We start from the raw sequence: 25,747 nt of genomic DNA, 5'->3' as shown, positions 1-25,747 counted from the left end.
CTTTTGCAATGTTCTCCATTTGTTCAGGCGATGAATGGAGGCCGCGGTTGGAACATACCGATTTCAATTATGTAATGCCCGAATCGGGGAAGAGTGAGCAGCAATCGGTGGCGGTGGGGCCTGCGCGGCCCCATGTTCGCGCGCAGGTTTATGCCGATGTACAGGTCGTGGGCGCGCGATTGGTCGCGTTCGATCCAGAGTCTTGCGCCGCCGATGCATCTGGCTGGGCGCTGGCCGATGTGATCGTTCTCGACTGTCCCCGCGCCGATGCCCGAACTCTGGCCGCGCTGGCGCAACTCGATATGGTGGTGGCGGAAGCGGGCAAGCAATTGCTGGTCTGGACGACTACAGACGCGCTCGACGCGGTGTTTGGATGTCTCGATCAGTCGGGGGCGCAGATACTGCTCGATCCGACTCCGGGCGAACACGTAATTGCCTTGTCGGTTGCCTTGGCCAAAGTTCCTGCCATGCGCGTGTGCGAACTGACTGGCGACGATCGGCTGACTTTGCTCCAGATGTCGGAACAGGTGGCCCGGATTGCTGCGCGTCTGGACAGCCTGAGTGCAGGCAAGTTGTTGCAGACTTCCAGTGTGGCACGTCTTGAATCGCCAAGTGATCCGTTCAAGCCGGAAACCCCGCAGAATGACAGGGCGCACCGCATTTCGCGCCCGGCGTTGCCCGATCCTCGCCTCGTGCGCCAGATCATCGCCATGCGAAAACAACGTTTCCGATATTTTGGTGACGATCTGTTCGCGGATCCGGCGTGGGATATTCTGCTGGATCTGACTGCCGCGCGGGCGGAACACAAGCGGGTTTCGGTGACCAGCCTGTGCATCGCCAGCAATGTTCCGCCAACCACCGCCTTGCGCTGGATCGCGCAGATGACGGAGGCGGGCCTGTTAGTTCGGGTGCAGGATGATGCCGATCGCAGGCGCGCGTTTATTGCGATTTCCGATCGCGCTGCGGACGCGATGGCGCGTTATTTTGCCGAATTGGGAAAAGCTGCGGCGACGGTTATCTGAACCAGAACAAGCACAGGTGTGCTGTCAGGGACAGCGCAGAACGACGGTTAAACCGTCATCACCTGCTGGCAGAATATCGGCCCCGATTTCTTTTCGCACGGCATCGGCGCGGGCACGGGCGAGTATCTCGGAGGATACCGCCGCATCGTGAAGCACGACATCGGCCACACCCAGCCAGCGGGCCTGGCGCAAGGTCAGGTCATCGGGATCGTCGCTGGTCAGAGCGATTTCGACGGTCCGCGCATCCACTGCGCTGTGGTTTGCTGCCAGCCAGCTATCCACCCGCTCGGCCGCATCGCCGCGCAATGGGTCGAGCGGGCCACCTTCGGATAACGCGGCATCGATTGCGCGCCGTCGCTCGGCCATGTCGGGAAACCGCTGGCGAATGACATCGCGCACCGCATTCAGCTTTGCCGCCAGTTGTCCGAGTGCAGGCGGAAGGATCGCTTCGATCCGCAGGCGCAGATGCTTGGCCAGCCCGGCAGAGGCACCGCCGGTGCCGATAGCGATCAGTACCGGATCGCGATCGAGCACGCTCGGTACTGTGAAGTCGCACATTGCGGGGCGGTCGGTCACATTGACCAGCAGACCTTTGGTCCTCAGTCGTATGGCGACAGCGGCGGCCTGACGATCATCGTCCAGCGCGATAAACGCGAGCCGGGCATGGTGCGCTTCCGGTTCGCCGCAGGGGATGCCTCCAGCCCGTTCCACCAGACGGCGCTTGGCATCTGCAGCGTCGCCATTACCCACCACCACGACCCGCTGGCCGGCGATCCGGTGGAAGAGCGGCAGGCTGTTCATGCCAGCCAGTCTGGCACCTTTTCGGCTTCGATCATGGTTTCCGGCGGAATACGTTCTGCCACCACGGCGAACTTGTCGCCATCCACCAGAACTTCTGGCACGAAGCCCCGGCTGTTGTAACCCGATGCCATCGTCGCGCCATATGCGCCCGCGGTGCGGAACACGGCCAGGTCGCCCGGAGCGAGCGAGTCGATCTCCCGATCCATTGCGAAGGTATCGCCGGTTTCGCAGATTGGCCCGACGACATGCGACGTGATCCGTTCACCGGTTGGTTCAACCGCCACAAAATCGTGCCACGCACCGTACATGGCGGGGCGGGCAAGATCGTTCATCGCGGCATCGACGATCACGAACGGTGGCCCGTTCCCGCTCCGTTTCGTGCGGACGACACGGGTGAGCAGGATACCGGCATTGCCAGCGATCACCCGGCCCGGTTCGAAGCTAAGCTGAACATCCCAGCCTGCCGTCACGCGCGCAACCATTGCGCCGTATTCGGCGGGGGAGGGCATGACATCGTCTGCCTTGTACGGCACACCCAGCCCGCCTCCGAGATCGGCGTGCGTGATAGTGTGTCCGGCAGCGCGCAGCTCGGCAATCAGAGCGCCCAGTTTCTCGAACGCGGTTTCCAGCGGTTCGAGAGAGGAAAGCTGGCTGCCGATATGCACTGCCACGCCGCGCAGGTTCAGCCCTTCTTCTTCCGAAAGCGCAGCGAAGATCGCAGCGGTACGGTCGAGCGGAACGCCAAACTTGTTTTCCCGCTTTCCAGTGGAGATTTTCTCGTGGGTCCGGGCGTCGACGTCGGGGTTCACCCGCAGCGCACAATTGGCGACGAATCCGTGCCGCCGCGCGACCATCGCCAGTTCGTATCCCTCTTCCTCGGATTCGATGTTGAACTGGCCGATGTCGGCTTCCAGCCCTTGCAGCAATTCTGCATGGGTTTTGCCGACCCCGGAAAACACGATCGTTTCCGGTGCCATTCCGGCGGCCAGTGCGCGGGTGAGTTCGCCGCCACTGACAACGTCAGCACCGTAACCCTGCTTCTGCAGCACTTTCAGCACCGCGATATTGGGGTTCGACTTCACCGCGAAGGCGATGTGCGGGTTCTTTACGCCTGACAGACCTTCGCGGAATACCTGAGCGTGGCGTTCCAGCGTCGCGCGTGAATAGACATAGACGGGCGTGCCAACTTCCTCCGCAATGCGGGAAAGGGGGAAGTCTTCGGCGTACATCGCGCCGTTGCGAAGCTGAAAATGGTCCATCGATCAGCGCCTTTGCCTCGCAAAGCACCGACTGTCCATCAAGTCGTACTATCGCACGGCTTAGCGCCGGTTATTTCCGATCATTGTGGTGGCAGATCGAAGGGATCGTCCTGCCGCTCCTCACTCCGTTCGCGTAGCTCGACCGAACGCTTGGGCGCGGCCTGAGCATCGGGCGTTAGCAACTGACCCGCATCGGGCTGCGATTTGGCGCCATACGGGGCCGGAGGTAAAGTCTGCTTCGCCAGCGGCTTCAAGTCCGTTTTCTGGCCGCATCCAGAAAGCAGAGCTAGCCCGGCGAGCGCGGAAATAGTGGCGAGTTTACGCATTACCCCTCCATCTCCAGCAGCTTGCGAGCAGCGGATACCTGCCGTTGTACCTGTTCGGGCGCTGTTCCGCCATAGCTGGCACGGGCGGCGACAGAGCTTTCGACCGAGAGTGCATCGTACACCCGTTCGTCGATGCGGCTGTCGATTGCCTGCAGGTCTTCCATCGTCAGCGCTTCCAATGCCACACCCTTGCTTTCCGCCAGCTTGACTGCGGCACCGGTGATGTGGTGCGCCTCGCGGAAGGGGATATCGGCCTGCCGCACCAGCCAGTCGGCCAGATCGGTTGCCGTGGCATAACCCAGTTCAGCCGCCTGCCGCATACGTGCGGTCACGAAGGTGCTGTCGGCCACCATGCCAGTCATCGCGGCAATCGACAGCGCCAGCAATCCGGCGGCTTCGAATACAGGCGGCTTGTCGTCCTGCATGTCTTTCGAATAGGCCAGCGGAAGGCCCTTCATCGTCACCGTCAGCGCGGTCAGGCAACCTACGATCCGGCCTGAATGCCCACGTACAAGTTCCGCTGCATCGGGGTTTTTCTTCTGCGGCATGATGCTGCTGCCAGTGCTCAGCGTATCGGGCATTTTCACGAAGCCGAATGGCTGGCTGGCCCACAGGATCATCTCTTCCGCCAGACGGCTGAGGTGGAGCGATGTCTGCGCCGCCGCTTGCAGGTAATCGAGCGCAAAGTCGCGGTCTGACACGGCATCGAGGCTGTTGGCGGTGGGGCGGTCAAAACCAAGCGTTTTGGCGGTGGCCTCGCGGTCGATGGGGAAGCCGGTGCCCGCCAGTGCAGCGGAGCCGAGCGGGCTTTCGTTCATCCGCACCCGTGCATCGGCAAACCGGCTGCGATCGCGCCGGATCATTTCGTAATATGCCATCAGATGATGGCCCAGCGTCACCGGCTGAGCGGTTTGCAAGTGAGTGAAACCCGGCATGATCGACGCGGCATGTTCCTCCGCCCGCGTCACCAGCGCGCGTTGCAGCGCAGCCAGCCCGGCGTCGGCCTGATCGATGGCTTGCCGTACCCACAGGCGGAAATCGGTTGCCACCTGATCGTTGCGGCTGCGCGCGGTGTGCAGCCGTCCCGCTGCCGGGCCGATCAGTTCGGCAAGTCGGCTTTCGGTTGTCATGTGGATGTCTTCGAGATCCCAGTCTTCTGGAACGCCGTTGTCGGCATATTCCTGCGCGACGCGATCCAGCCCGCTGGCGATCGTTTCCGCGTCTGCCGCAGTAACGATGTCTTGCGCGGCGAGCATGGCGACATGCGCCTTGCTGGCGGCGATGTCCTGTTGCCACAACGCCTTATCGAATGGGATCGAAGCGTTGATTTCGCGCATGATCGCGCTAGGCCCTTCTGCGAAGCGCCCGCCCCACATGGAGTTTGCCCCGTTGTCACTTCCGTTGTCGAAACTGTCGTTCACTCTGCTTCTTTCCACTGCGCTGCTTGGCGCGTGCAGTAAGGAGGAACCGGCTCAGCCGCAAGAACAGCCCGCAAAGACCGAGCCTGCGCCGCTCACCGGCAAGATCGACCGTACCCGTGCGGGCGAATTGCTGCCTGCGGTGAACCTGCTCGATCCGGCGGGTAAGCAACTCAACACCGGTGCGCTGTCGGGCCAGCCGGTTCTGATAAACCTATGGGCGACATGGTGCGCGCCGTGCGTGACAGAGATGCCAATGCTCGACGATCTGGCGGGCGAGTATGAGGGCAAACTAAGGGTGATTACGGTGAGCCAGGATTTGCAGGGTGCGGAAGTCGTCAAACCCTTCTTTGCGAAGGAGAAGTTCAAACATCTTCAGCCTTGGCTGGATACTGAAACCGAACTGTCCACCAAATTCGGCGGCGGAGTTCTGCCCACTACGGTGCTGTATGATTCGACCGGCACGGAAATCGCCCGTGTCGTGGGCGGCTATGACTGGTCGAGCCCGGAAGCGCATGCATTGGTGGATGAAGCGGTCGAACCGGCCACCTGATAGTCTGGCATCGGCAGGCCCAGCGGGGCGAGGGCACCACCGAACAGCCCGCCAACGAGCAGCGCCTGAATGCGCGAGATCGGCCAGATTCGCGCCAGCGGGGCGAGAACCCGGTCACGGATCGCGGCGGGCATCGCTGCGTCGGACTGATAAAGGGGCGTGAATGCGGCGGTCAGCCATTGGTATAGCCGCACATGATCGCTTCGCCAGCTGAGAGCCAGTCGCACCCCTTCTGACAGCGAGCTGCCTTCGCGCAATCCCGCTGCGATAGCCCATGCGTCGAGTAGCGCCATGTTGGCGCCCTGACCCAGTTGCGGGCTGGCGCAATGCCATGCGTCACCGATTCTCACTATCCCGTCTTGGGGCGGATTGGCAGCGGTTCGATGGGCATAGCGGGCGAAGGTGAGTTGATCGGCGTGTGCGATCTGGTCGAGCAAGATCGCGCAATCCGGCCACAGCTCTCGCACATCGTCTTTCCATTGATCGAGGCCCGCGGAACGCCAGGCAGCGTAATCGGCGCGGCGCAGCGACCAGAAGAAGGCCGCCTCTTTCGTGCCACCGGAGGGGCGGTGACCGGTTGGCAGCACACCGACCATCTGGTGTGCTTTGCGATAGCGCTGTTCGAGAAGGCTTTCATCGAACGGACCACCTTCGGGCCATGTTACAGTCGTCCATAGCGCCCCGTAGGGCAGTGGTTCGACCGAATCGGCCATCAATGGCGAATGGATGCCGAGTGCATCGACGATCAGATCGAACGCTTCGCTCTGCTGGCCATCTGTGAAGGTCATGCGATGCGTCGGGCCGAAAGAGGAGCATGCCGTCACTTCACACCCGCTGTGAATGCGAATTCCGGCATCGTTGACTGCGCGATAGAGGATGTCGAACAGGCTGGCGCGATGGATGCCGAGACCGAAGATACCCGGTATTCCGAGGTCGGCGTAGCGTGCATCGAGCGCGATGCGCCCGCGTTCGTTGATCCCTTTGAGGCGGGTGATTCGGGCGCCGTGAGCAACGACCTCACCGGCAAGACCGAGCTGTTCCAGCACCGCCAGCCCCGTCGGCTGGATCATCAGGCCGGAGCCGAGCGGGCGCGGAGCCGCGAAGCGTTCGAACAGTTCGACACGGTGCCCATCGCGGGTAAGCAGCAGCGCCGCGGCAAGTCCGGCGGGGCCGCATCCGGCGATAGCGATTCTGTAGGGTGACAAGCGCGATTCTCTCGCTGCGGGTCGAAATGGTGGGCGGTGACGGGCTCGAACCGCCGACCCTCTCGGTGTAAACGAGATGCTCTACCAACTGAGCTAACCGCCCCATCCGGGTTGCGCGCTTCTAGCTGCTTGGCGGCAGAGGTCAATCGGGCTAGGCGCCTTGGCATGAAAAATCCGTGCATCAGGGTACTGGCCACAGGCGGAACCATCGCCGGAAAGGCGGGATCGGCCACACGTCACGCCTATGTGCCGGGTCAGATCGGAATCGATGATTTGCTGGCAGCGGCGGCGGCATTGGATATGGGCGCGGCGCTGTCGGGCGTACAGATCGCCAATATCGGCTCGGAAGATATTGGGCCGGCGGTGTGGTCGCCGCTCCATAAGGCGACAGTGGCGGCGATCGCGGACCCGGCGGTCGATGGCATTATCATCACCCACGGCACCGACACTGTGGAGGAGACTGCGCTCCTGCTCGATCTGACATTGCCCACGGCCAAGCCGGTGGTGATGGTTGGCGCGATGCGGCCAGCCGATGCGGTTGGCTCGGACGGCTTGCGAAACCTCGCCAATGCCGTCCGCGTCGCCGGTAATCCGGATGCGGCGGGGCGCGGGGTACTGGTGGTGATGGGCGACCGGGTGTTCGCCGCGCGGGATGTGCGGAAGGTTCGCACCCGCGGCACCGATGCGTTTCGCGGATTTCCCCGCGAATCGATCGGCCTGGTCACGCCGTCCGCGCTCGACTGGTTCGGTGCGCCCTGGCGCACGGGCGACGCGGCGCGATTCGACTGGCCACGGGAATGGCCCGAAGTGCCGATCCTGCCGATCTGGGCGGGGATCGAGCCGGAATATGTCGGCCGCCTGACCGGCCCCGACACACGCGGGGTGGTCGTCGCCGGAGTGGGGGAAGGCAATATGCCCGATCCCCTGCGCCAGCCTTTGCGCGAACTGGTGGCGCGCGGCGTGGCGGTAGTGCGCGCCAGCCGGATCGACGAAGGGCTGGTCGACCGCGAGCCGGAAGATGATGCCAACGGCTTCCTCGCCGCCCGCGCCCTCAACCCGCCCAAGGCGCGCATCCTGCTCCAGCTCCTGCTGGCCAGTGGGGTGAGCGACCGGGCGGCGATGCAGGCCGAATTCGACCGACGCTGATCGCCGCCGGAAGGCGATTATCCCCAAGGGGTGACGAGGTACTTCTCGCCCGTCTTCATCGCGTGGTATTCGACCGCCGCGTCTTTCTTCAGCATATCTTCCAGCGAGACTTTCGCTTTGTAGTTGCTGGCGAAAGTGGTGGTGAGGTTGTCGAGCACACGTTTCCGCATCCGCATTACCGTTTCCATGCCCGCAGTGGCGAGGAACGGCGTCAGCAGCCAGCCCGACAGTGTCCAGCCGAACCCATAGGAAGGGGTCAGGATCGTCGGGCCGAGGTCAAGACGGCCATAGATGAACATCTGTTTCTGCTGGTTGGAGCCATAGCGGTTGTATTCGCTCATCTTCGAGACAGCGACCCGCTCCATCGCCTTGAAACAGGCATCGGTCGTGGTCCCGCCGCCGATGGGGTCGAAGCCATAGAACGCATCGGTCGCGTCGATCGCCGCACATAGCTGCTTCATGAAGTCGCCGTCGGATGAGTTGACCACCCATTTCGCGCCTTGCGACTTGAGCAGATCGACCTGTTCCTGCTTGCGGACGATGTTGACCAGTTCGATCCCGTCTTCCTGACAGATGCGGTTGAGCATCTGGCCCAGGTTCGATGCCGCGGCGGCGTGGATGATCGCCTTCTGTCCATCGCGCTTGGCGCATTCGACGAAGGCGAGCGATGTCATTGGGTTGACGAAGGCGCTTGCTCCATCTTCCGCCGAAACGTCGCTCAGCGGCAGGCATAGGTTGGCGTCGGCAATGGCATATTGCGCGTAAGCGGTGCCGGGTACACATGCGACCCGCTGGCCGACCAGTGCTTGCGCCATTTCGCTGTCGCCTGCCGCGACCACGGTGCCGGCCCCTTCGTTGCCCACGGGCAAACGCTGGCCGTGGCGGCCCTTCGCGCCCGACAGGAACGGTTCGGGCATTGTGGCGACCAGTTTGCCTGCGGTGCATTCAGCGTTGGCGATATCGGCCGGACCGAACAGCAGCGCCAGATCGCTGGGGTTGATCGGTGCGGCTTCCATTTTCACCAGCACCTGATTGCCGGTGGGATCGGGGAAGCTGGTTTCTGCGACTTCGACCGTCAGCGTGCCATCGGCATCGAGTGTGGTGAATAGCTGCTTGCCTGTAGTGGCCATCGAATCTCTCCTCTTGAGTTGCGTATCGAAACCCGTGCTAGGCGGACAGGGCACGGAAAGCTAGGGCGGGCGGTCCCTTGTGACACGCGATTATGGAGCACACACATGGACCGCTCCTTTGAGTTTTGAAAAGTGTGACTTTTTGCGAATTGCGATGCAAGCACAATGGTTTGCGGTCGTTTGCCAGAGGCGCAGTGTGGACTTTGCAAATTCGGCAAATCCGCACGTGGGCGAGGCAAAAGAGGTGAATGGGGCGGGAGCTGTCTGTGCGCTGGTCATGGCGGGCAGATTGGCGGGATTGCCCGGTGTAGGACAGAGCGAATGCGCGTCGCGTTGAGCACTGCGCGGGCGATGCCCAGGAACTGAAGTGCGCTTCCCTGTTTCCGGCCATCCTCCGCCGTTACCCAGGCCATCGAGCCGGGGTCCAGCTTCCCCCTACACCGCGCTGGAAGAATAGCGGGGCCCCGGATCAGGTCCGGGGCGACGGTGTGGGGTGGTCACGCTTCTCACTCTCGTCATTGCGAACGCAGTGAAGCAATCCATGACGTGACGTAGCAGCCCATCGCGTCGGTTGTGATGGAGGCGAGGTTCGGTCCATGGGTTGCCACGTCGCCTGCGGTTCCTCGCAATGATGAGAGAGGGAGTGTCTCGGGCGGCCCTTTTGTAAGGTCGAAAATTATCCTTGGCGCTCCTCTTGAAATCGATGATATATTATATCATCTGCGAGGCGATGAGAAACTTCGCACCCGTACGGACTCCACTTCAAGAACCACGGAAAGGGCGCCTTTCATGAATGGCTGGCTCCCTTATGCGCTGGGGTTGGCTGCTAGCCTGTCCACCTGGCTGGGCGGTTTCCTTGCGCTGCGGTTCGGCCGACGGCGCGATCTGCTGTTCGGGCTGACCGGGGGCATGGTCATCGGCCTTGCGCTGCTCGATCTGTTGCCTGAGGCGCTGGAGCATCGCGGTGGCCTGCATCAGGAAGCGATCTTCCTTGCGCTCGCGGCGGGACTGGCGATTTACCTGATTGTCCATCGGTTGCCGTTTGGCGGCCATGCCGGACGGGCCAGCCTGATCGTCCATAGCATGATGGATGGGCTGGGCATCGGGCTGGCTTTCCAGATTTCGACCGAAACCGGCTGGCTGGTCGCCGTGGCGGTGCTGGCGCACGATATGGCCGATGGCGCGAACATGGTCGGCCTGTCGCGCCTGACAGCATCGCCCGCCGTCACGCGTCGCTGGTTGCTCGCCAATGCGATAGCGCCGCTGGCCGGGGTCGCGTTAGGGCAGGCGGTTACGATCGATCCCCACCAGATTGCTTTGCTGCTGGCTCTGTTTGCGGGCGGATTTCTTTACATCGGCACATCCGAACTCCTCCCACGCAGCCGCGTTGCCGCGGCGGGGCGTGGGGCCGGGCTGGCCAGCTTGCTCGGGATCGGGCTGATGGCGGGTGTAGTGCAACTGGCGCATTGATGGTGGTGTTGTAGGTTTCACACGAAGACACGAAGGCACTAAGGGTGGAGCCAATGTAACAGTCGTATTTTCTCACCACCGACGAAACAATGAAAGCGGCTGCGCCGCAGGCAATTTTTCCTTCTTAGTGCCTTTGTGTCTTCGTGTGAGAAAAGCGAACATCAGTGCTCACCCCAAAAGGCACAGCAATCCTCGCAAACTGCGCGCCTAAGCCCCATCCTCCGGGTATCGCGCAGCCACGAAAAACAGGCCATGCGGCGGGGCGTTGAGGCCAAGCGCCTGCCGATCCTGCGCCGCCAGCGCTTCGGCCACTTGCTGTTCGCGCCAGCGGCCCATGCCGACCAGTGCGAGGCAGCCGACCATGCTGCGGACCTGATGATGCAGGAAACTGCGCGCGGCAGTCTCTATGATCACGTAATCGCCTTCGCGCCGCACCGACAGGCGGTCGAGCGTCTTGACCGGGCTGGCCGACTGACACTGAACCGACCGGAATGTCGTGAAATCGTGCAGCCCCACCAGGGCTTGCGCCGCGCGGTGCATCGCCTCCGCATCCAATGGCTTGGCGAGATGCCACGCGCGGTTGCGGTCCAGCGTCAGCGGAGCGCGGCGGTTGGCGATACGGTATTGATACGACCGCTCGATACAGGAAAACCGGGCGTGCCAGTCGGCGGGCTTCTCCTCGCAGGCGATCACAGCGATGGGATCGGGGCGCAAGTGCGCGTTGATCGCTTCCATCAGGCGGAAGGCGTCGATCTGTTTGGCGATATCGACATGGCTCCGCATAGCGTAAGCATGGACGCCGGTGTCGGTTCGTCCGGCGGAATAGAGTGCGGCTCGCTCGCCGGTCACACCATGCACCGCGCGTTCGACCGATTCCTGTACACTCGGCCCGTGGGGCTGGCGTTGCAGGCCCATGAACGGCGTACCATCGAATTCGAGCGTCAGCGCGAAGCGGGTCATTTGCGGATCGTCTCCGCCCATCACCCCACGGATACCCCGGCAGGAACGGCTTTCCCCCGCAGGAATGCATCGACATCCATCGCCGGTTTTCCGGCCCGCTGAATGCGAACCGGGCGCAATGCGGCATATCCGCAGGCGATAGTCAGCGCATCGTCAAGCGTTGTGCCTGCCTTACCTTCGCGGGCGATTACTTGCGCCTTCAGCACTTTGATGCGTTCTCCATCGAGTTCGAACCAGGCGCCGGGGAAGGGGGCGAAGGCGCGCACCTGCCGTTCGATCGCCTCCGCGCCGTGCGACCAGTCGATCCTGGCCTCGGCCTTATCGATTTTGGGGGCATAGCTGGCGTCCGCATCGTCCTGTGAAACGGGATGCAGTGCGGCGAGGTCTTCCAATGTGCCCGCCATCAGTTGTGCGCCGATTTCGGCCAGTTCCTCGGTCAGTTCCCCCGCAGTCTTGTCTTCTATCGGAGTGCGCGCGGTGGCGAGCATCGGGCCGGTATCGAGTCCGGCCTCCATCTGCATGATCGTCACCCCGGTCACGTTGTCGCCTGCCAGAATCGCCCGCTGGATCGGTGCCGCTCCGCGCCAGTGCGGCAGCAGGCTGGCGTGGACGTTGAGGCAGCCATGCTTCGGCGCGTCGAACACCGCTTGCGGCAGGATCAGACCATAGGCGGCGACAACGGCCACATCGGCCTCCAGCGCAGCGAACTCGGCCTGCGCTTCGGCGTTTTTCAGCGATACCGGGTGGCGCACCGGAATATGACGGTTCTCCGCCTCGCGCTGCACCGGGCTGGGTTGTAGTTTCTTGCCGCGCCCGGCGGGGCGGGGTGGCTGGGTATAAGCGGCAACGATGGTGTGCCCCGCCTCGTGCAGTGCGACCAGCGATGGCACCGCGAAATCCGGCGTTCCCATGAAGACTATACGCATTCTTATATTACTCCCCCTACCAGTGAAGGAAGGGCTGGAGGCAGGTGCCCGCGAGCGAGAGGCAAGCGCGGCAGACCCACCCGTCCTCCCCCGCAAAGAGGGAGGGGTTTTCGGTTCTCATTTCTCGCAATCGGCCCTATCTCCCGCAACATGGCATCGCAAGAGATCGAAACCCTCGCCTCGGCCCTCGCACGTCTTCCGGGGCTTGGCCCGCGTTCGGCGCGGCGGGCGGTGCTGTGGCTGGTGAAACGGCGGGAAACGGCACTGCGTCAGATCGTCGATGCATTGATCGAAGTGCAGGATAAACTGGTCGAATGCCCGGTATGCGGCAATGTCGATACACAGGCGCCGTGCGGTATCTGCGCCGATCAGCGCCGCGATCAGCGCTCGCTATGCGTGGTGGAGGATGTGGCCGACCTCTGGGCGCTGGATCGGGCGAAGCTGTTCACCGGGCGCTATCACGTGCTTGGCGGCAGGTTGTCGGCGATGGACGGAGTGCGGCCCGAAGACCTCACCATCGCCGCATTGCTGGCGCGTGTGGAGGAAGGCGGGATCGACGAGATCGTGCTGGCCATGAACGCGACTTTGGAAGGGCAGACCACTGCCCACTACATTGCTGAAAGGCTGGAGGGGTTTCCGGTGCGGATCACGCAACTGGCGCATGGCCTGCCGGTGGGGGGAGAGCTGGATTACCTCGACGAAGGTACTCTCGCGCAGGCACTCCGGGCGCGGCGGCCTGTGGGGTAGGGTGTTTAGGTTTTCAGACTTTCACACGAAGACACGAAGGGCTGGTGCCAATGTAACGGATGTGGGTCGTCACCACCGACGAGATAATGAAAGCGGCTCCGCCGCAGGCAATTTTTCCTTCTTAGTGCCTTCGTATCTTCGTGTGAGAAAAAACGACCCCCAACCGACAGTTGCAGCCCACCGAACAAGCCCCTATCTGACTCTCATGGCTATCCGCGAAATTCTCGAAGTGCCGGACCCCCGGCTCAAAACCGTATCGACCCCGGTTACTCAGTTCGACGGCGAACTGCGCGAACTCGTATCCGACATGTTCGAAACGATGTACGATGCGCCTGGCATTGGTCTGGCCGCAATTCAGGTGGGGGTGCCGCTGCGGGTGCTGGTGATCGATCTCCAGCCGGAAGACCCGGATGCGCCGCCGGTCGAATGCGATCATGATGGCCACAAACACACCCATCCGGCAACGAAGAAAGAGCCGCGGGTTTTCATCAACCCCGAAATCCTCGATCCGGCGGATGAACTGGCAACTTATCAGGAAGGGTGCCTTTCGGTCCCAGATATCTATGCCGATGTCGATCGCCCGACGACGTGCCGTGTGCGTTATCAGGATATCGAAGGCGAAACCCATGAGGAGGATATGGAGGGGCTGATGGCCACCTGTATCCAGCACGAAATGGATCACCTCGAAGGCATCCTGTTCATCGATCATCTCAGCCGTCTGAAGCGCAGTATGGCACTCAAGAAACTGCAGAAACTGCGCGCGGCATAATGTGCTGATGTCGTGGCCGAGAGCAGCCTTCGCCGGGCTGCTGTTCGCCGCGATCATGAGCGTCGCGCTGGCTTTTATGCGTGATCTCGGTGACTTCCAGCTGCTGATCGCGTTTGTGCTACATTTTGCGATCTTCACGGTTTTGTTTCGTCCGCTCTATAATTTTCATATGAGCCGAAAGCGGTAGAAATCACCTCTATCCCACTGGCGTTCCCGGTCCGTTCCGCATAAGGTGTGGTTATGGACCCGACTCTGCTTGCTCTCATCGCATTGGTATTCGGCCTCGTCATCGGTGTGATGGCGGGCTGGTTTTTCGGATCGCGCCCGGTGGCCGAATGGAAGGCGCGCCATGCCGAGCGCGATGCGGAGGCGCGGGAACTGGATGCGAAGCATCTGCGGACGTTTGCCGATCTGGAGGCTGCGCGCGAACGGGCCAGTCGGGCTGATGCGCTGGCTGGCGAACTGCGCGATGCCCGCGCCGCTCACGAAGTGGCGATGGACGAATTGCGCCGGGCCAATGGCGCGCTCAATGCCGAACTGGCGACACTGAAAGAGAAGACCGCCAATTTCGACGAGCAGAAGCGTCTGCTGGTGGAGGCCCGCGATGCTATGTTGAAGGAATTCCAGAACACCGGCTCTGCGGTTCTGACCAAGGCGCAGGAGGCATTTCTGGAACGGGCCAATGAACGGTTCGGCCATTCGGAAAAATCATCCGAGGAAAAACTCCGCGCGTTGCTCGATCCGGTTGGCAAGCGACTGGAAGCATACGAGAAACAGGTTGCTGCGCTGGAGGAAAAGCGCACCGATGCCTTTGGACGGCTCTATCAGCAGATCACTGAAATGCAGCGTGGGCAGGAAGAGGTGCGGCGTGAAGCGCAACGGTTGGGCAATTCGCTGACCAATGCGCCCAAGGCGCGTGGCCGGTGGGGCGAGCGGGCGTTGCAGAACGTGCTCGAACAGTGCGGCTTGTCCGAACATACCGACTTCATTCTCGAACACTCGATTGATACCGAAGACGGGCGCTTGCGGCCTGATGCCATCGTCAATGTGCCGGGGCAGAAGAAGCTGGTGATCGATGCAAAGGTGTCGCTCAACGCTTATCAGGCGGCATTCGAAGCGGATGACGAGAACGAGCGAGCGCGCCAGCTCGATCTTCATGCCAAGTCGATGCGTGGGCATGTGCAGACGCTCGGTTCGAAAGGGTATCAGAGCCAGTTCGACGACGCGCCCGATTACGTGGTGATGTTCGTGCCCGGTGAACACTTCGTCGCCGCTGCATTGGAGCACGATCCCGAATTGTGGGATTTCGCCTTCCGTAACAAGGTGTTGTTGGCGACACCGACCAATCTTGTGGCGATTGCGCGGACAGTCGCCCAAGTCTGGCGTCAGGATACCATTGCGCGCGAGGCCGTGGAAATCGGCAAAGCCGGGGCGGAATTGTACGACCGTCTGGCGGTGGCTGCTGAACATTTAAAACGGGTCGGCGGCGGCCTGGAAACCGCGGTCAACAACTACAACAAATTCGTTGGCAGCTTCGAACGCAATGTCCTGTCCGCTGGTAAGCGATTGCAGGAAAAGGGGATCGAGATCGGCAAGCGCGAGATTGACGATGTCCCGCTGGTCGAAGCTGCACCCCGTTATACAGCAGCCGATAGTGACGCTACGGCACAGGGCGGCGAAGAATAGGTTGAATCGAGCAGCGATTGGCCGCTAGAGGTCGAACATGAAATACGCTCTGGGCATTGCATCGATACTGGCTTTGGCACTGGCTGGGTGCAGCCAGCAGAATGCGCCCTCGGACAAGATCAAGAAAGCGGCGACCGACATCGTCAAGAAAGTCGATGGATCGGCAGCGACGCCCGCGCCCAAATTGGCCGAAGGGTCGTTCGCTCCGCAGGACGATTGCACCGATGTTCCCGGCGCGGAAGATTTTCTGAAGCAATTGCGCGCGGCGGTGAAGGCACGTGACACCAATATGCTTGTCGCGCTGGCAGCGCCCGATGTGCAGCTCAATTTCGGCGGCGGCACCGGCACTGGCCAGTTGCGCGCCGAATTGTCGAAGCGCGACTGGAGCCTGTGGGACGAACTCGACAAGCTCACTGCGCTCGGCTGCGGCGTGAACAAGCAGGGCGGTATTACTCTGCCATGGTTCGCGACGCAGGATCTTGGACCGGTCGATCCGATCAAGTCGGTGATGGTCGTGGGTGAAAAGGTCGAAATCCATGCCGACGAGCCGGGCAAAGGCGAAGGCAAGGGCAAAGTGCTCGAAGATATCTCGTGGGATGTCGTGACACTGGTCGACGATCTTCACCCGGAAGACGATTTCCAGAAGATCGTCACACGCGATGGCACCACCGGCTTTATCGCTACCGATTATCTGCGTAGCCTCAACGATTACCGGCTTGTGGCGTCGAGCCGCGATGGGAAGTGGAGCTTCACCAGCCTCAGCGCGAAACGCGATCCGGCGACCTGAATTCGCGCCGCCGACCTATCGTGGATCGAGGCAGGCCAGCACTTCGTACGCCAGCACTGCACCGGCGACGGCTGCGTTGAGGCTGTCGGCCCGGCCGCGCATCGGCATCGTCACGCGCAGATCGCAGGCCATTTCGTATTCTTCGGGCAGGCCGCGCGATTCGTTGCCGACCAAAAGGAAGCAGGGCGCGGCATAGGCTGCGCCGCGATAGGGCACGGCATCGCGCAGCGACGCGGCGACCAGTTGCCCGCCCTTTTCGGAACCCGGCCCGCTGCGTAGCCAGGCGATGAAATCGTCCCACCGGGCTTGTGCGATGGCCTGAGTGAACACCGCGCCCATGCTGGCGCGCACCGCCTCGACAGAGAATGGATCGGCGCAGTCGTCGATCAGGATCAGGCCGCCCGCACCGACAGCATCCGCTGTGCGGAGCATCGTGCCGAGATTGCCGGGATCGCGCAGCGCCTGCGCCACCAGCCAGATCGGCGCGGCAGTCCGGTCGATCCGATCCAGCGCGGTATCGAATTCCGCGAACACTCCGGCGACGGCCTGCGGGTTGTCCTTGCCGGTGATTTTGGACAGGATCTCCGCCCCGGTTTCGATCACCTCGCCGCCCGCGGCCAGTACGTCAGCCTCCAGCGCGTCGAGCAAAGGGTGGGGGTCGCGTCCGGTCGCCATCACCAGAGTTTCGGGCAGTCGTCCGCATTCGCGGGCATCGGTCAACAGGCGCAGTCCTTCTGCCAGAAAACGCCCCTCGCGCTTGCGATGCTTCTTGTCGCGCAGCGCGCGCAGCGCCTTGACTGTAGGGTTGGAAAAGCCGGTAATCGAGCGGCGGATGCCGGGCGTCATCAGTCCTCGCCGAAACCGCTGTCGATCAGGGCGCAGAGAGTGTCGAGGACGCTATCGGCCTGTTCACCTTCCACGATGACCTCCACTGTGTCGCCACGGGCCGCGCCGAGCATCATCAGGCCGAGAATCGAACCGCCGGCGGCTTCATTGCCTTCGCGCGCGACTTTGACCGAACAGCCAGCGGATATTTCGCTGACCGCATTGACGAATTTGGCACTGGCACGGGCATGAAGGCCCCGCTGATTAACGATGGTGCAGGTCCGCCGCACCGCGTTCATCGGCCACCCCCGACAGCTGCCCCGGCGGTGCCGCTGCCCAGAAATTCGGATGCGATGGTGATATATGTTTTGCCCGCGTCGCGTGCGGCGGAAACGGCATCGGTCACGCCCATTTCCTTGCGCGCACCGGCAAGGCGGATCAGCATTGGCAGATTGATCCCCGCGATCACTTCCACCCGCCCGGCATCGAGCAATGAAATTGCCAGATTCGATGGAGTGCCGCCGAACAGATCGGTGAGGATGATCGCCCCTTCGCCCGAATCGACATCGGCGATCGCCTTGGCGATTTCGCGGCGGCGCATTTCCATATCGTCTGACGGGCCGATGCAGATCGTCGCCACAGCTTCTTGCGGGCCGACGACGTGTTCCATCGCGCTCACGAATTCTTCGGCCAGATGGCCATGCGTTACCAGGATCATTCCGATCATGCGTGAGCTCTGGATTCTTGCCGTGGTGTCCAATGCGGCATCGTGGGTGATGCCGGGTTCCTGCTTTGCGGGATCGTCATGTCTGTGGCGTGCCTTCAATCTGATCGGCAGCCCGCGATCCCAGGTTGCGATGAATGACAGTGGGCGAAAATCCGTTGTCGCGCAAGGCCTGAGCGATGGCTTCTGCAGTGTGTACCGAACGGTGACGCCCACCGGTGCAGCCGAACGCGAGATTGACGTGCGCCTTCCCCTGTGCGGCATAGCGCGGCAGCAGCATCAGGATCAGGTCGCGAATGCGGGAGAATGCCTCATCCCACGCGGGGTCTTCCATGATGTGCGCCGAGACGTCGTGATCCAGTCCCGTCTTTTCACGTAATCCGTCGACCCAGTGGGGATTATCGAGAAAGCGCATGTCGAACACCAGATCGGACAGCGGTGGCATTCCGCGCGCAAAGCCGAAGCTGGAGACGGTTATGCTCATCTCGTCGCTTGGTGCGCCGGCAAACCGCTGGCGGATCGCCTGCTGCAAATCGTTAGTGGTCAGCGCGGTGGTATCGATCACCATGTCCGACCAGCGCCGGAGCGGTGCCAGCAGCTCGCGTTCCGCCCGAATCGCGTCGATCACCGGGCGGCCCATTGCCATCGGGTGGCGGCGGCGGGTTTCGTTGTATCGCCGCTCCAGCTCGGCGCCGCTGCAGTCGAGGAACAGAGTGGAAGTCTGCACTTTGTCCCGCGTCGTAAACTGTTTGACCAGATCGATGATTTCTTCGGGATTAAATCCGCGTGTGCGCGAATCGAAACCGATGGCGAGGCGCGATGGCGGCTCTTCCCCCAGGCTCTTGCCGATCAGCCGTTCGAGCAGCCGGATGGGGAAGTTGTCGATCGCTTCCCAGCCGAGATCTTCGAGAACTCGCAAGGTGGTTGTCTTGCCCGCGCCGGAAAGGCCGGTGACAAGCATGACTTCCTGCCCGGATCCGGGGCCTGAGAGATTCGATTCGTTCGTCATCGTTAATTACCTTGCGCGAACGCGCGGCGCTTTGGAAGCCGCTGCTGTCAGGTCGTTTCGGTTCGGGGCAATCCGTGCAGGGCGAGGGCATATTCGGCGCGAACGGCACAGGCCGGGCCGCGCGGATCGAATGCAAGATGGGGGATCGGCAGATCGGCACGTAATGCCTCTCCGGCCTGTTCGATATAGCGCGGCGCATCGGTTGTGAGCGTCAGCACCAGTGCCACTTGCGCGATGGCGGTCGGCAGTGTGACAATGCCGATATTGCGAATTTCCAGCAGCCCGGCGGTATTGGGCGGCGGCGCGGCCCACAGGATAGCGCCCTGTCGGGACAGCGCCACGCCATCGTCCCCCACCAAGGTCGCCCCACGATCGATCAGAGCCAGAGCCAGACTGCTCTTGCCAGCACCCGGCGCGCCCTCCAGCAGCACCGCTCGCCCGCCAATCGCTACAGCAGTTGCCTGATGGAGCAGCGGCGCGTTCATCGCTTGCGCGGTGCCAGTGGCAGTTCGAGCACAAGACGTGCGCCCTGTTCGCCATCGATGCGGCTATGGGCCGTCAGCGCACCATCGTGTGCCTCGGCAATAGTGCGGGCAATCGCGAGGCCGAGGCCTGAGTGCTGACCGAAATCCTCTGCATCGGGGCGCAGCGAGTGGAACCGGCGGAATACCTTCTCGCGCGATTCTTCCGCGATTCCCGGCCCATGATCGCTGACCGACAATTGCACGTAACGGTCATGGGTCCGCTCCAGATCGAGTTCGATGGATGCATCGGAGGGCGAAAACGACACAGCGTTATCGAGCAGGTTTTCGATCACGCGTTCCAGGCGCACCGGTTCACCCATCACCGGCGCGGCGGACATAGAGGTTGATAAGAGCAACTGGCGTCCGCCATTCTCGTCGCGCGCTTCGCGGCTGCCGATAATGTTGCGGATCAGTTCGACCAGATCGATCCTTTCGAATGTCGCACGGCTCAATTCGGCATCGATCCGACTGGCTTCGGAAATTTCGGTCACGAGGCGGTCGATCCGCCGCACATCGTGCGCGGCGATATCGCCAAGCTGGCGGCGCAGGGCAGGATCGTCCACTGTTTGCAGCGATTCCAGCGCACTGCGAAGCGAGGCGAGCGGATTCTTGATTTCGTGCGCCACGTCGGCGGCGAAGTGATCGACCGCATCGATCCGCTGACGCAAAGTTTCGGTCATATCGGCAATCGCGCGGGCAAGCTGGCCGATCTCGTCGCGCCGGGCGGGCATGCGTGGCACATCGACATAGCGTTCGCGCCCCTGTCGCACCCGTGTAGTCGCACGTGCCAGCAGGCGCAGCGGCAGAACGATCGTGCGCGCCATATAGAGCGACAACAGGATCGATATAAACAGCGCCAGCGCCACTGCGGTGACCAGTGTGGTGCGTGCCTCGCGCACTTCCTGTGTGATATCGACCGCGTTACGGGTGGTCAGCAAAGTGGCGCCGAGCAGGCCAACCGGGGCCGCCGTATTGATGACCGGAGTGCCATCGGGCGCATCGCGTAACTGGATCTGCGTGAGATTTTCTTCGCGCGCATGTTTGAGTTCGGGCCATGCATCGGCGCTGGGTTCGTCGGGCTCGACATAATCGGGGATGGGCGGAGCACCGACGATCTTGTCCACCGCACGGTCGAGCCAGCGGGCGAAGTTTTCCTGCCAGGTTTCGTCCCCCGGTTTGTCGAACGCGAAGGAGGGCACATCCAGCGCGAAACTGTCGGCCCACAGGCGCCCTTGTGCATCGTACATACGCAGTCGCATATGCTGTTCCTTGCCGATCTGGATCAGCAGGGTTTCCTGTCGTTCGCGCGATGCCCCGGCCAGCGCCTCCGCCGTGATCTGCGCTTCGATCCGGGCGAGTTTATACCGCTCGTTCAGCAACTGCTTGCGATAGGAATCGAGGTAGAACACCCCGCCGCCCAGCAGCAGCAGCGGCAGCAGATTGATAATCAGCAGACGCGGGGTAAGCGACAGCCGCCGCCCCGGCGTGAACCGCGCAAGGGCGGGTACGACACCGCCGCTGTCCGTTTCGTCAGGCATGATTTTCAGGCTTGGCAACAGGCATGGCGATCAGGTGTCGGCAAAGCTGTAGCCGGCCCCGTACAGTGTATCGATGGCGGAAAATTCGGGGTCCACCGAACGGAACTTGCGCCGCATTCGTTTGATATGACTGTCCACTGTGCGGTCGTCGACGAACACGTCGTCAGGATAGGCAGCATCCATCAACTGATTGCGGCTCTTGATAACGCCGGGGCGCGTAGCCAGCGCTTCGAGGATGAGAAATTCGGTCACTGTGAGTGACACCGGCTCCCCGTCCCACGTCACCTGATGGCGGGCAGGGTCCATCGTCAGTCGCCCGCGTTCGACCACCGGGCCGCTGTCGCCTGTCATTACACCGACGATCCCGTCGGTGCGAGGCTCCGACGATGCGGCACGCCGCAGAATTGCACGAATACGCGCCAGCAACAGACGCTGGCTGAACGGTTTGGCGATGTAATCGTCCGCCCCAAGACCCAGGCCGATCTCCTCGTCCTGTTCATCGTCCTTGCTGGTGAGGAAAATGACCGGGATGTCCGACTGCATGCGGACCTTGCGGAGCAGTTCCAGCCCATCCATCCGCGGCATCTTGATGTCGAACACAGCCAGATCGGGCGGGTTTTCCACCAATGCCTTGAGCGCGGCCTCGCCATCGGAATAGACGCGCGTGGCAAACCCTTCTGCCTGCAACGCGATCGAAACGGTGGTCAGGATATTGCGATCGTCGTCGACCAGAGCAATCGTCTGCCGGTCGTCGGCGGCGTGTTCGGCACTCACCTGTTCGTCAGCGTGCATTGTCCATTCTCCACTGGATACGTGGGTTAGCCGCTTCCGCGCACGGAAACAACGCGCGCGATCCATCGGCGGAAAAACACAGTTGGGGAGGTTCGCACAGCAACGGTTTGACGGGAATCGCTTCGGCGACTATTGCCGCCGCCAATGCCTCGATGCATTCGTATGCACGGCCTCCGATACTGGCAGCCGCCGCAGCGTTCAGGAACCGTTTCTTTCGGAGAGAGAATTGACCACCCCGCTTGCCCAGACCCTGTCCGCACAGGGCATCGAAACCAACGCCACGATCAAACCCAATTTCGGTCCGGATCAACTGGTTGATGAAGCGATTGCCAACGGCGAAGGCCGTCTGGCCAAGCATGGGGCGCTGGTAGTTGAAACCGGCAAGCACACCGGGCGCAGCGCGAAAGACAAGTTTATCGTTCGCGATGCCACGACCGAAGACACGGTCCATTGGGGCAGTGTGAACGTGGGCATGACGCCCGAACACTTCGCCAATCTGAAGGCGGATTTTCTGGCTGCTCTGGGTGAGAAGGATACGCTGTACGTCGCCGACCTGTTCGGTGGTTCTCAGCCGGAATATCGCGTGAACGTGCGTGTTATCAACGAACTGGCGTGGCACAACCTGTTCATCCGCACGCTGCTGGTGCGCCCGACAGAGGCGGAGCTGGCCGATTTCGCGCCCGAATACACGATCATCGATCTGCCCAGCTTCCGTGCCGATCCTGCGCGCCACGGTTGCCGCAGCGAAACCGTGATCGCAGTCAACTTCACGGAGAAGCTGATCCTGATCGGCGGCACTGCCTATGCCGGTGAAATGAAGAAGAGCGTGTTCGGCATTCTCAACTATCTGCTGCCGCCGCAGGGCGTTATGCCGATGCACTGTTCGGCCAATATCGGTTCCGATGGCAAGACGGCGGTGTTCTTCGGCCTGTCGGGCACTGGCAAGACCACCCTTTCCGCCGATGCCAGCCGCACGCTGATTGGCGATGACGAGCATGGCTGGTCGGACACTGCAGTCTTCAATTTCGAAGGTGGCTGCTACGCCAAGATGATCCGCCTGTCGGCAGAGGCTGAGCCGGAAATCTACGCCACCACCCGGATGCGCGGCACCGTGCTGGAAAACGTGGTGATGGATGAAAGCGGCGAGCTCGATTTCGACGACGCATCGCTGGCGGAAAATTCACGCGGGGCGTATCCGATTGAATTCATCCCGAATTCGAGCGAAGACAACCTCGGTCCGGTGCCGTCGAATGTCATTATGCTGACCGCCGACGCGTTTGGTGTGCTGCCTCCGATCGCGCGGCTTACGCCTGAGCAGGCGATGTATCACTTCCTGTCGGGCTACACCGCCAAGGTGGCCGGCACCGAAATCGGTGTGACCGAGCCGGAAGCGACATTTTCCACCTGTTTCGGCGCACCGTTTATGCCGCGCCATCCCAGCGTTTACGGTAACTTGCTGAAACAGCGGATTGCCAAGGGCGGGGTGCAGTGCTGGTTGCTCAACACCGGCTGGACTGGCGGCAAATATGGCGTCGGCAGCCGTATGCCGATCAAGGCGACACGCGCACTGCTCAATGCCGCGCTCGATGGCAGCCTGAACGATGTTGAGTTCCGCAAAGATCCGAATTTCGGTTTCGAAGTGCCGGTTAGCGTGCCTAGCCTCGATGCATTGGGTCTCGACAGCGCGATCCTCGATCCGCGTTCGACCTGGGCCAATGGCGAGGAATACGACCGGACTGCACAGAAGCTGGTCCAGCTTTTCGTGGACAATTTCGAACAATTCGCCGATCATGTCGATCAAGGCGTGCGCGATGCGGCCCCATCGGGCGCGGAAACTGTTGCGTAATACTGGCCGTCGGGGATAGCCCCGCGCCAAGAGTTGGAGAGGAGGGCCCCACCCGGGAAACCGGAGTGGGGCCTGTCATTTCAGGGCAATATTGTTCGGCAATCCTGCCGGGCGATTACATTCAGGAGTAACCACCTATGGGTCTTTTCGATTCTATCCTTGGCCATGCGACCAATCACCCGACCGTGACTAACATGGCGGAAAAGCTGGGAATTGATCCCGCTCTTGCGGCGAAGGCCGTTGCCGCGCTGGGTGAAGCGCATCAGATGGAAGGCGATACGGTTGAGCTGGCTTCGGCCAAAACCGGCGTGTCGACCGACATCATGAGCCAGATCAAGGATGCCATCGGCGGCGACGGATCGCTGACCGAATTCGCCAACATGATCGACCGCGATGGCGACGGTAACCCCTTGAACGATATCGCGGATATGGCCAGCAAGTTCTTCGGCAAGAAGTAACTTCGCGGCGGTTCTGCCGCACAAACGGGCGCTCCCTTTCCACTATTGGATAATAGAGTGGGGAGCGCCCGACTCGCCAAAATGGCGCGCAAAGACTGGCGAGGGCGGAACGCCTTCCGTAAACCTCGGCTGGGTGTTGGGTTTTGCGGTTAAGACGCTGATAAGTCAGAAAAATATCCCTCTTTCCACCCCGCTGCAATCATTCCGTGACCAGACCGGAAGCACACCGCTTCACCTACACCTTCACCACGATATCGCTGCTGTAATGCCTTGTTTACAGGGCGGAAAACTCTCTGATGCGACCCGCCTTTACGGATAGTGGTGGAATCGCGCCCCACATACCCCCTCAATCTAGGAATTCAGGCGGGATTTTGCCTCCATTGCTGGCCAGACCCTGCATCACCTTGCGATGCAGCCACACGTTGTCCTCCGCCGATCCCGAATAATCGCGTCGGCCCAGTTCCTGCGCCAGCAACTTGCGGCTTTCGAAATCGGCATCGATCCCGACCAGCTTCATCAGATCGACAATCGAAGTGCGCCAGTTGAGATGATCGGCGCCTGGCATCGAATCCAGCGTATTTTCGACATCGACCACCCGGCTGCGATCAACTGGCGGGCTGGCTGTCGTTGCGGAAGGGGGCGGGGCGGGGGCCGGTGGGGTTGCGCCGGGGGCCTGTGTCGTATCGACAGTGGGCGGCGGCGGGGAAGATGCATCCGATCCGCCTTTCCGACCGAAAACCACATCGCGAATTTTGCCGAAAATGCCCATCACATAGTCTCCGAGGCGGAGGCAGGTTGATCGTGCCCCTCTGCAAACCAACCGTTCGATATGCGGGAAGGTTCCGCTCCGCTGTTGACTGCGCTAAGGCAGGGCGATGATGTCGACTGCTCTCTCGCTCGCCATGCTGGTGTCGCTCGCGCTGATTGGCGGGGCGTTTTATCTGTGGCGCAGGCCCGGCTATCGGCGGCAGGCGGTGCTGATGCTGGTCGCGGCAGCGGTCGCGCTGTTCAATGTCGCGATATGGACGCTGCCCGATGGCGAGGGGCGTTCGCCAGTCGGGCAGCTTGCGAACGGGCAATAATCTGCTGCCCTGTCACGGGGGATCGGTCAGCGATCAGTCGGGGATTTTCCATTCGACGGCGTTGGAGAATGTGCTGGCCACCGCATCGCCATTGCCATCTTTCGCCGGCTTGAATTTCGCCCGCCGGGTAATCAGCGCGCAAGTGGCGTTGTCCAGCTCGCTATGCCCGCTCGACGATGTGATCGTGCAGCCGGTCACTTGCCCGCTGGCAGATATGTCGAGCCGGAACCGCGCCACCCCGGTCAGTTCCTGCCGAATCCAGTTCGAGCGGTAATCCGCTTCGGTGATCCACGTTCCGGCATTGTTGCGCGGAGTGGCAGCGACGGGTTTGAAGCGATCGACCTTCGGGCCCGCCGATGCACTGGGTGCTGGCCCCGGAACCAGACTGGGCAGGTCGAGCGGCGGCAGAACCACGTCGCTTGTCTCTATCGGAGTGCGCGGGCCGAGTTCGATGGGCGCTTTGGGAACGAAGGGCGCCGGGGCAGGGGCGATCTGCGGCGCGGTGTCCTGCGGTTCCACTTTCGGTTGTGGCGGGGGTTCGACCGGCGGGATCGGCACCGGATCGACGATCGTTTCCCCGACCAGCTTAGGCAGCTTTTCGACAATCCCGGTAAAACTCAGCCCCGTAACCAGCGCATATCCCAGCGCGGCATGAACCGCGATCACTCCGGCGACTGCACCGGGGCGATCCTTCCATGTGGTGTGCGTTGAATAAGCCATGACAATGCTCCTCTCCGGGTGCGG

At 61.9% G+C, this 25,747-nt stretch carries 29 protein-coding genes and 1 tRNA gene; 12 read left to right on the top strand and 18 right to left on the bottom strand.

Going from position 1 to position 25,747, the window contains the following annotated elements:
• Nucleotides 1–47: 47 nt before the first annotated feature.
• Nucleotides 48–1,022 (top strand): winged helix DNA-binding protein, encoded by a 975-nt coding sequence (locus CV013_RS06430; protein ID WP_223805265.1) that lies wholly within the window; start codon nt 48–50, stop codon nt 1,020–1,022.
• A gap of 24 nt (nt 1,023–1,046) precedes the next feature.
• Here the strand turns inward: CV013_RS06430 and CV013_RS06425 are convergent, their stop codons facing one another.
• The 4 genes from CV013_RS06425 to argH form a co-directional block, all read right to left on the bottom strand.
• Nucleotides 1,047–1,823, bottom strand: coding sequence for a precorrin-2 dehydrogenase/sirohydrochlorin ferrochelatase family protein (locus tag CV013_RS06425; RefSeq protein ID WP_102154406.1), 777 nt, complete (start codon nt 1,821–1,823; stop codon nt 1,047–1,049).
• Complete coding sequence (lysA, locus tag CV013_RS06420) at nt 1,820–3,082, bottom strand: diaminopimelate decarboxylase (protein WP_102154405.1); 1,263 nt, start codon at nt 3,080–3,082, stop codon at nt 1,820–1,822. The genes CV013_RS06425 and lysA overlap by 4 nt, the downstream gene beginning before the upstream one ends.
• 80 nt (nt 3,083–3,162) lie before the next feature.
• The gene (locus tag CV013_RS06415) at nt 3,163–3,408 is read right to left on the bottom strand and encodes a lipoprotein (protein WP_102154404.1); all 246 of its coding nucleotides are present in this window, start codon (nt 3,406–3,408) and stop codon (nt 3,163–3,165) included.
• On the bottom strand, nt 3,408–4,784 hold the full coding sequence (gene argH / locus CV013_RS06410) for an argininosuccinate lyase (RefSeq protein WP_102154403.1): 1,377 nt from the start codon (nt 4,782–4,784) through the stop codon (nt 3,408–3,410). The genes CV013_RS06415 and argH overlap by 1 nt, the downstream gene beginning before the upstream one ends.
• 13 nt (nt 4,785–4,797) lie before the next feature.
• Between argH and CV013_RS06405 the strand changes: the two genes are divergently transcribed.
• Nucleotides 4,798–5,379 (top strand): TlpA family protein disulfide reductase, encoded by a 582-nt coding sequence (locus tag CV013_RS06405; protein WP_223805266.1) that lies wholly within the window; start codon nt 4,798–4,800, stop codon nt 5,377–5,379.
• Here CV013_RS06405 and CV013_RS06400 read toward each other — a convergent pair.
• Nucleotides 5,316–6,584 carry an FAD-dependent oxidoreductase gene (locus CV013_RS06400; protein ID WP_102154401.1) on the bottom strand — a complete coding sequence of 423 codons (1,269 nt, stop codon included), beginning with the start codon at nt 6,582–6,584 and terminating at the stop codon, nt 5,316–5,318. The two genes, CV013_RS06405 and CV013_RS06400, sit on opposite strands and share 64 nt — an antisense overlap.
• 27 nt (nt 6,585–6,611) lie before the next feature.
• Nucleotides 6,612–6,687 (bottom strand) — tRNA-Val (locus CV013_RS06395).
• 62 nt (nt 6,688–6,749) lie between these two features.
• Here CV013_RS06395 and CV013_RS06390 point away from each other — a divergent pair.
• The gene (locus CV013_RS06390; protein ID WP_102154400.1) at nt 6,750–7,730 is read left to right on the top strand and encodes an asparaginase; all 981 of its coding nucleotides are present in this window, start codon (nt 6,750–6,752) and stop codon (nt 7,728–7,730) included.
• A gap of 17 nt (nt 7,731–7,747) precedes the next feature.
• Here CV013_RS06390 and CV013_RS06385 read toward each other — a convergent pair whose 3' ends face one another.
• Nucleotides 7,748–8,860, bottom strand: a complete 1,113-nt coding sequence (locus CV013_RS06385; RefSeq protein WP_102154399.1) for a zinc-binding dehydrogenase — start codon at nt 8,858–8,860, stop codon at nt 7,748–7,750.
• A 789-nt stretch (nt 8,861–9,649) separates the two neighbouring features.
• Between CV013_RS06385 and CV013_RS06380 the strand changes: the two genes are divergently transcribed.
• Complete coding sequence (locus CV013_RS06380) at nt 9,650–10,330, top strand: ZIP family metal transporter (RefSeq protein WP_102154398.1); 681 nt, start codon at nt 9,650–9,652, stop codon at nt 10,328–10,330.
• Nucleotides 10,331–10,537: 207 nt separating this feature from the next.
• Here CV013_RS06380 and truA read toward each other — a convergent pair whose 3' ends face one another.
• On the bottom strand, nt 10,538–11,290 hold the full coding sequence (truA, locus tag CV013_RS06375) for a tRNA pseudouridine(38-40) synthase TruA (protein WP_102154578.1): 753 nt from the start codon (nt 11,288–11,290) through the stop codon (nt 10,538–10,540).
• A gap of 20 nt (nt 11,291–11,310) precedes the next feature.
• Entirely contained in the window at nt 11,311–12,216 is a 906-nt protein-coding gene (gene fmt / locus CV013_RS06370; RefSeq protein WP_102154397.1) for a methionyl-tRNA formyltransferase, read from the bottom strand.
• A 150-nt stretch (nt 12,217–12,366) separates the two neighbouring features.
• Between fmt and recR the strand changes: the two genes are divergently transcribed.
• The 5 genes from recR (at nt 12,367) to CV013_RS06345 (ending at nt 16,205) form a co-directional block, all read left to right on the top strand.
• Nucleotides 12,367–12,963, top strand: a complete 597-nt coding sequence (gene recR / locus CV013_RS06365) for a recombination mediator RecR (RefSeq protein ID WP_102154396.1) — start codon at nt 12,367–12,369, stop codon at nt 12,961–12,963.
• A gap of 205 nt (nt 12,964–13,168) precedes the next feature.
• Nucleotides 13,169–13,732 (top strand): peptide deformylase, encoded by a 564-nt coding sequence (gene def / locus CV013_RS06360; protein ID WP_102154395.1) that lies wholly within the window; start codon nt 13,169–13,171, stop codon nt 13,730–13,732.
• A 1-nt stretch (nt 13,733) separates the two neighbouring features.
• A complete protein-coding gene (locus tag CV013_RS06355) occupies nt 13,734–13,919 on the top strand; it encodes a hypothetical protein (RefSeq protein WP_102154394.1) in 186 nt (61 codons plus the stop codon).
• Nucleotides 13,920–13,972: 53 nt separating this feature from the next.
• Entirely contained in the window at nt 13,973–15,418 is a 1,446-nt protein-coding gene (gene rmuC, locus CV013_RS06350) for a DNA recombination protein RmuC (RefSeq protein ID WP_102154393.1), read from the top strand.
• A 37-nt stretch (nt 15,419–15,455) separates the two neighbouring features.
• Complete coding sequence (locus tag CV013_RS06345) at nt 15,456–16,205, top strand: hypothetical protein (RefSeq protein WP_102154392.1); 750 nt, start codon at nt 15,456–15,458, stop codon at nt 16,203–16,205.
• Nucleotides 16,206–16,220: 15 nt separating this feature from the next.
• Here the strand turns inward: CV013_RS06345 and CV013_RS06340 are convergent, their stop codons facing one another.
• The 7 genes from CV013_RS06340 to CV013_RS06310 all read right to left on the bottom strand — a co-directional run bounded on the left by CV013_RS06340 (nt 16,221) and on the right by CV013_RS06310 (nt 21,617).
• A complete protein-coding gene (locus tag CV013_RS06340) occupies nt 16,221–17,051 on the bottom strand; it encodes a TrmH family RNA methyltransferase (RefSeq protein WP_102154391.1) in 831 nt (276 codons plus the stop codon).
• Nucleotides 17,051–17,329 (bottom strand): HPr family phosphocarrier protein, encoded by a 279-nt coding sequence (locus CV013_RS06335; protein ID WP_102154390.1) that lies wholly within the window; start codon nt 17,327–17,329, stop codon nt 17,051–17,053. The genes CV013_RS06340 and CV013_RS06335 overlap by 1 nt, the downstream gene beginning before the upstream one ends.
• Nucleotides 17,326–17,757: a PTS sugar transporter subunit IIA gene (locus CV013_RS06330; RefSeq protein WP_102154389.1), complete on the bottom strand. Its 432-nt coding sequence runs from the start codon at nt 17,755–17,757 to the stop codon at nt 17,326–17,328. The genes CV013_RS06335 and CV013_RS06330 overlap by 4 nt, the downstream gene beginning before the upstream one ends.
• A gap of 76 nt (nt 17,758–17,833) precedes the next feature.
• On the bottom strand, nt 17,834–18,763 hold the full coding sequence (gene rapZ, locus CV013_RS06325; protein ID WP_102154388.1) for an RNase adapter RapZ: 930 nt from the start codon (nt 18,761–18,763) through the stop codon (nt 17,834–17,836).
• 47 nt (nt 18,764–18,810) lie between these two features.
• Entirely contained in the window at nt 18,811–19,248 is a 438-nt protein-coding gene (locus CV013_RS06320; RefSeq protein WP_102154387.1) for an HPr kinase/phosphorylase, read from the bottom strand.
• Nucleotides 19,245–20,825, bottom strand: a complete 1,581-nt coding sequence (locus CV013_RS06315; RefSeq protein WP_102154386.1) for a sensor histidine kinase — start codon at nt 20,823–20,825, stop codon at nt 19,245–19,247. The genes CV013_RS06320 and CV013_RS06315 overlap by 4 nt, the downstream gene beginning before the upstream one ends.
• A gap of 30 nt (nt 20,826–20,855) precedes the next feature.
• Nucleotides 20,856–21,617, bottom strand: coding sequence for a response regulator transcription factor (locus CV013_RS06310; RefSeq protein WP_102154385.1), 762 nt, complete (start codon nt 21,615–21,617; stop codon nt 20,856–20,858).
• A gap of 226 nt (nt 21,618–21,843) precedes the next feature.
• On the opposite strand from CV013_RS06310, the gene CV013_RS06305 reads away from it, so the two are divergent.
• Both CV013_RS06305 and CV013_RS06300 read left to right on the top strand, forming a co-directional pair.
• Entirely contained in the window at nt 21,844–23,463 is a 1,620-nt protein-coding gene (locus CV013_RS06305) for a phosphoenolpyruvate carboxykinase (protein WP_102154577.1), read from the top strand.
• A 137-nt stretch (nt 23,464–23,600) separates the two neighbouring features.
• Nucleotides 23,601–23,921: a hypothetical protein gene (locus CV013_RS06300; protein ID WP_102154384.1), complete on the top strand. Its 321-nt coding sequence runs from the start codon at nt 23,601–23,603 to the stop codon at nt 23,919–23,921.
• Between the two features lie 346 nt (nt 23,922–24,267).
• On the opposite strand, the gene CV013_RS06295 is transcribed toward CV013_RS06300, so the two are convergent.
• Complete coding sequence (locus CV013_RS06295; protein WP_102154383.1) at nt 24,268–24,690, bottom strand: DUF3597 domain-containing protein; 423 nt, start codon at nt 24,688–24,690, stop codon at nt 24,268–24,270.
• A gap of 106 nt (nt 24,691–24,796) precedes the next feature.
• Between CV013_RS06295 and CV013_RS06290 the strand changes: the two genes are divergently transcribed.
• On the top strand, nt 24,797–25,003 hold the full coding sequence (locus tag CV013_RS06290) for a hypothetical protein (protein WP_318286444.1): 207 nt from the start codon (nt 24,797–24,799) through the stop codon (nt 25,001–25,003).
• Nucleotides 25,004–25,036: 33 nt separating this feature from the next.
• Here the strand turns inward: CV013_RS06290 and CV013_RS06285 are convergent, their stop codons facing one another.
• Complete coding sequence (locus CV013_RS06285; RefSeq protein ID WP_102154381.1) at nt 25,037–25,723, bottom strand: energy transducer TonB; 687 nt, start codon at nt 25,721–25,723, stop codon at nt 25,037–25,039.
• Nucleotides 25,724–25,747 lie beyond the last annotated feature (24 nt).

The organism is Tsuneonella flava (assembly GCF_002870965.1).
Lineage (GTDB): Bacteria > Pseudomonadota > Alphaproteobacteria > Sphingomonadales > Sphingomonadaceae > Tsuneonella > Tsuneonella flava.
Note: the sequence above shows the minus strand (reverse complement) of the source record. Positions and strands in the feature narration are given on the sequence as shown.

Bases quoted from the DNA above. Each gene is read 5' to 3' on its own strand.
- recR (WP_102154396.1), top strand. From the start codon at position 12,367: ATGGCATCGCAAGAGATCGAAACCCTCGCCTCGGCCCTCGCACGTCTT.
- CV013_RS06340 (WP_102154391.1), bottom strand. From the start codon at position 17,051: ATGACGCCCGGCATCCGCCGCTCGATTACCGGCTTTTCCAACCCTACA.
- CV013_RS06290 (WP_318286444.1), top strand. From the start codon at position 24,797: ATGATGTCGACTGCTCTCTCGCTCGCCATGCTGGTGTCGCTCGCGCTG.
- CV013_RS06380 (WP_102154398.1), top strand. From the start codon at position 9,650: ATGAATGGCTGGCTCCCTTATGCGCTGGGGTTGGCTGCTAGCCTGTCC.
- CV013_RS06300 (WP_102154384.1), top strand. From the start codon at position 23,601: ATGGGTCTTTTCGATTCTATCCTTGGCCATGCGACCAATCACCCGACC.
- CV013_RS06330 (WP_102154389.1), bottom strand. From the start codon at position 17,757: ATGATCGGAATGATCCTGGTAACGCATGGCCATCTGGCCGAAGAATTC.
- def (WP_102154395.1), top strand. From the start codon at position 13,169: ATGGCTATCCGCGAAATTCTCGAAGTGCCGGACCCCCGGCTCAAAACC.
- rapZ (WP_102154388.1), bottom strand. From the start codon at position 18,763: ATGACGAACGAATCGAATCTCTCAGGCCCCGGATCCGGGCAGGAAGTC.
- CV013_RS06385 (WP_102154399.1), bottom strand. From the start codon at position 8,860: ATGGCCACTACAGGCAAGCAGCTATTCACCACACTCGATGCCGATGGC.
- fmt (WP_102154397.1), bottom strand. From the start codon at position 12,216: ATGCGTATAGTCTTCATGGGAACGCCGGATTTCGCGGTGCCATCGCTG.
- CV013_RS06425 (WP_102154406.1), bottom strand. From the start codon at position 1,823: ATGAACAGCCTGCCGCTCTTCCACCGGATCGCCGGCCAGCGGGTCGTG.
- CV013_RS06310 (WP_102154385.1), bottom strand. From the start codon at position 21,617: ATGCACGCTGACGAACAGGTGAGTGCCGAACACGCCGCCGACGACCGG.
- CV013_RS06390 (WP_102154400.1), top strand. From the start codon at position 6,750: ATGAAAAATCCGTGCATCAGGGTACTGGCCACAGGCGGAACCATCGCC.
- rmuC (WP_102154393.1), top strand. From the start codon at position 13,973: ATGGACCCGACTCTGCTTGCTCTCATCGCATTGGTATTCGGCCTCGTC.
- CV013_RS06345 (WP_102154392.1), top strand. From the start codon at position 15,456: ATGAAATACGCTCTGGGCATTGCATCGATACTGGCTTTGGCACTGGCT.
- CV013_RS06335 (WP_102154390.1), bottom strand. From the start codon at position 17,329: ATGAACGCGGTGCGGCGGACCTGCACCATCGTTAATCAGCGGGGCCTT.
- CV013_RS06295 (WP_102154383.1), bottom strand. From the start codon at position 24,690: ATGGGCATTTTCGGCAAAATTCGCGATGTGGTTTTCGGTCGGAAAGGC.
- CV013_RS06415 (WP_102154404.1), bottom strand. From the start codon at position 3,408: ATGCGTAAACTCGCCACTATTTCCGCGCTCGCCGGGCTAGCTCTGCTT.
- argH (WP_102154403.1), bottom strand. From the start codon at position 4,784: ATGTGGGGCGGGCGCTTCGCAGAAGGGCCTAGCGCGATCATGCGCGAA.
- truA (WP_102154578.1), bottom strand. From the start codon at position 11,290: ATGACCCGCTTCGCGCTGACGCTCGAATTCGATGGTACGCCGTTCATG.
- lysA (WP_102154405.1), bottom strand. From the start codon at position 3,082: ATGGACCATTTTCAGCTTCGCAACGGCGCGATGTACGCCGAAGACTTC.
- CV013_RS06285 (WP_102154381.1), bottom strand. From the start codon at position 25,723: ATGGCTTATTCAACGCACACCACATGGAAGGATCGCCCCGGTGCAGTC.
- CV013_RS06315 (WP_102154386.1), bottom strand. From the start codon at position 20,825: ATGCCTGACGAAACGGACAGCGGCGGTGTCGTACCCGCCCTTGCGCGG.
- CV013_RS06320 (WP_102154387.1), bottom strand. From the start codon at position 19,248: ATGAACGCGCCGCTGCTCCATCAGGCAACTGCTGTAGCGATTGGCGGG.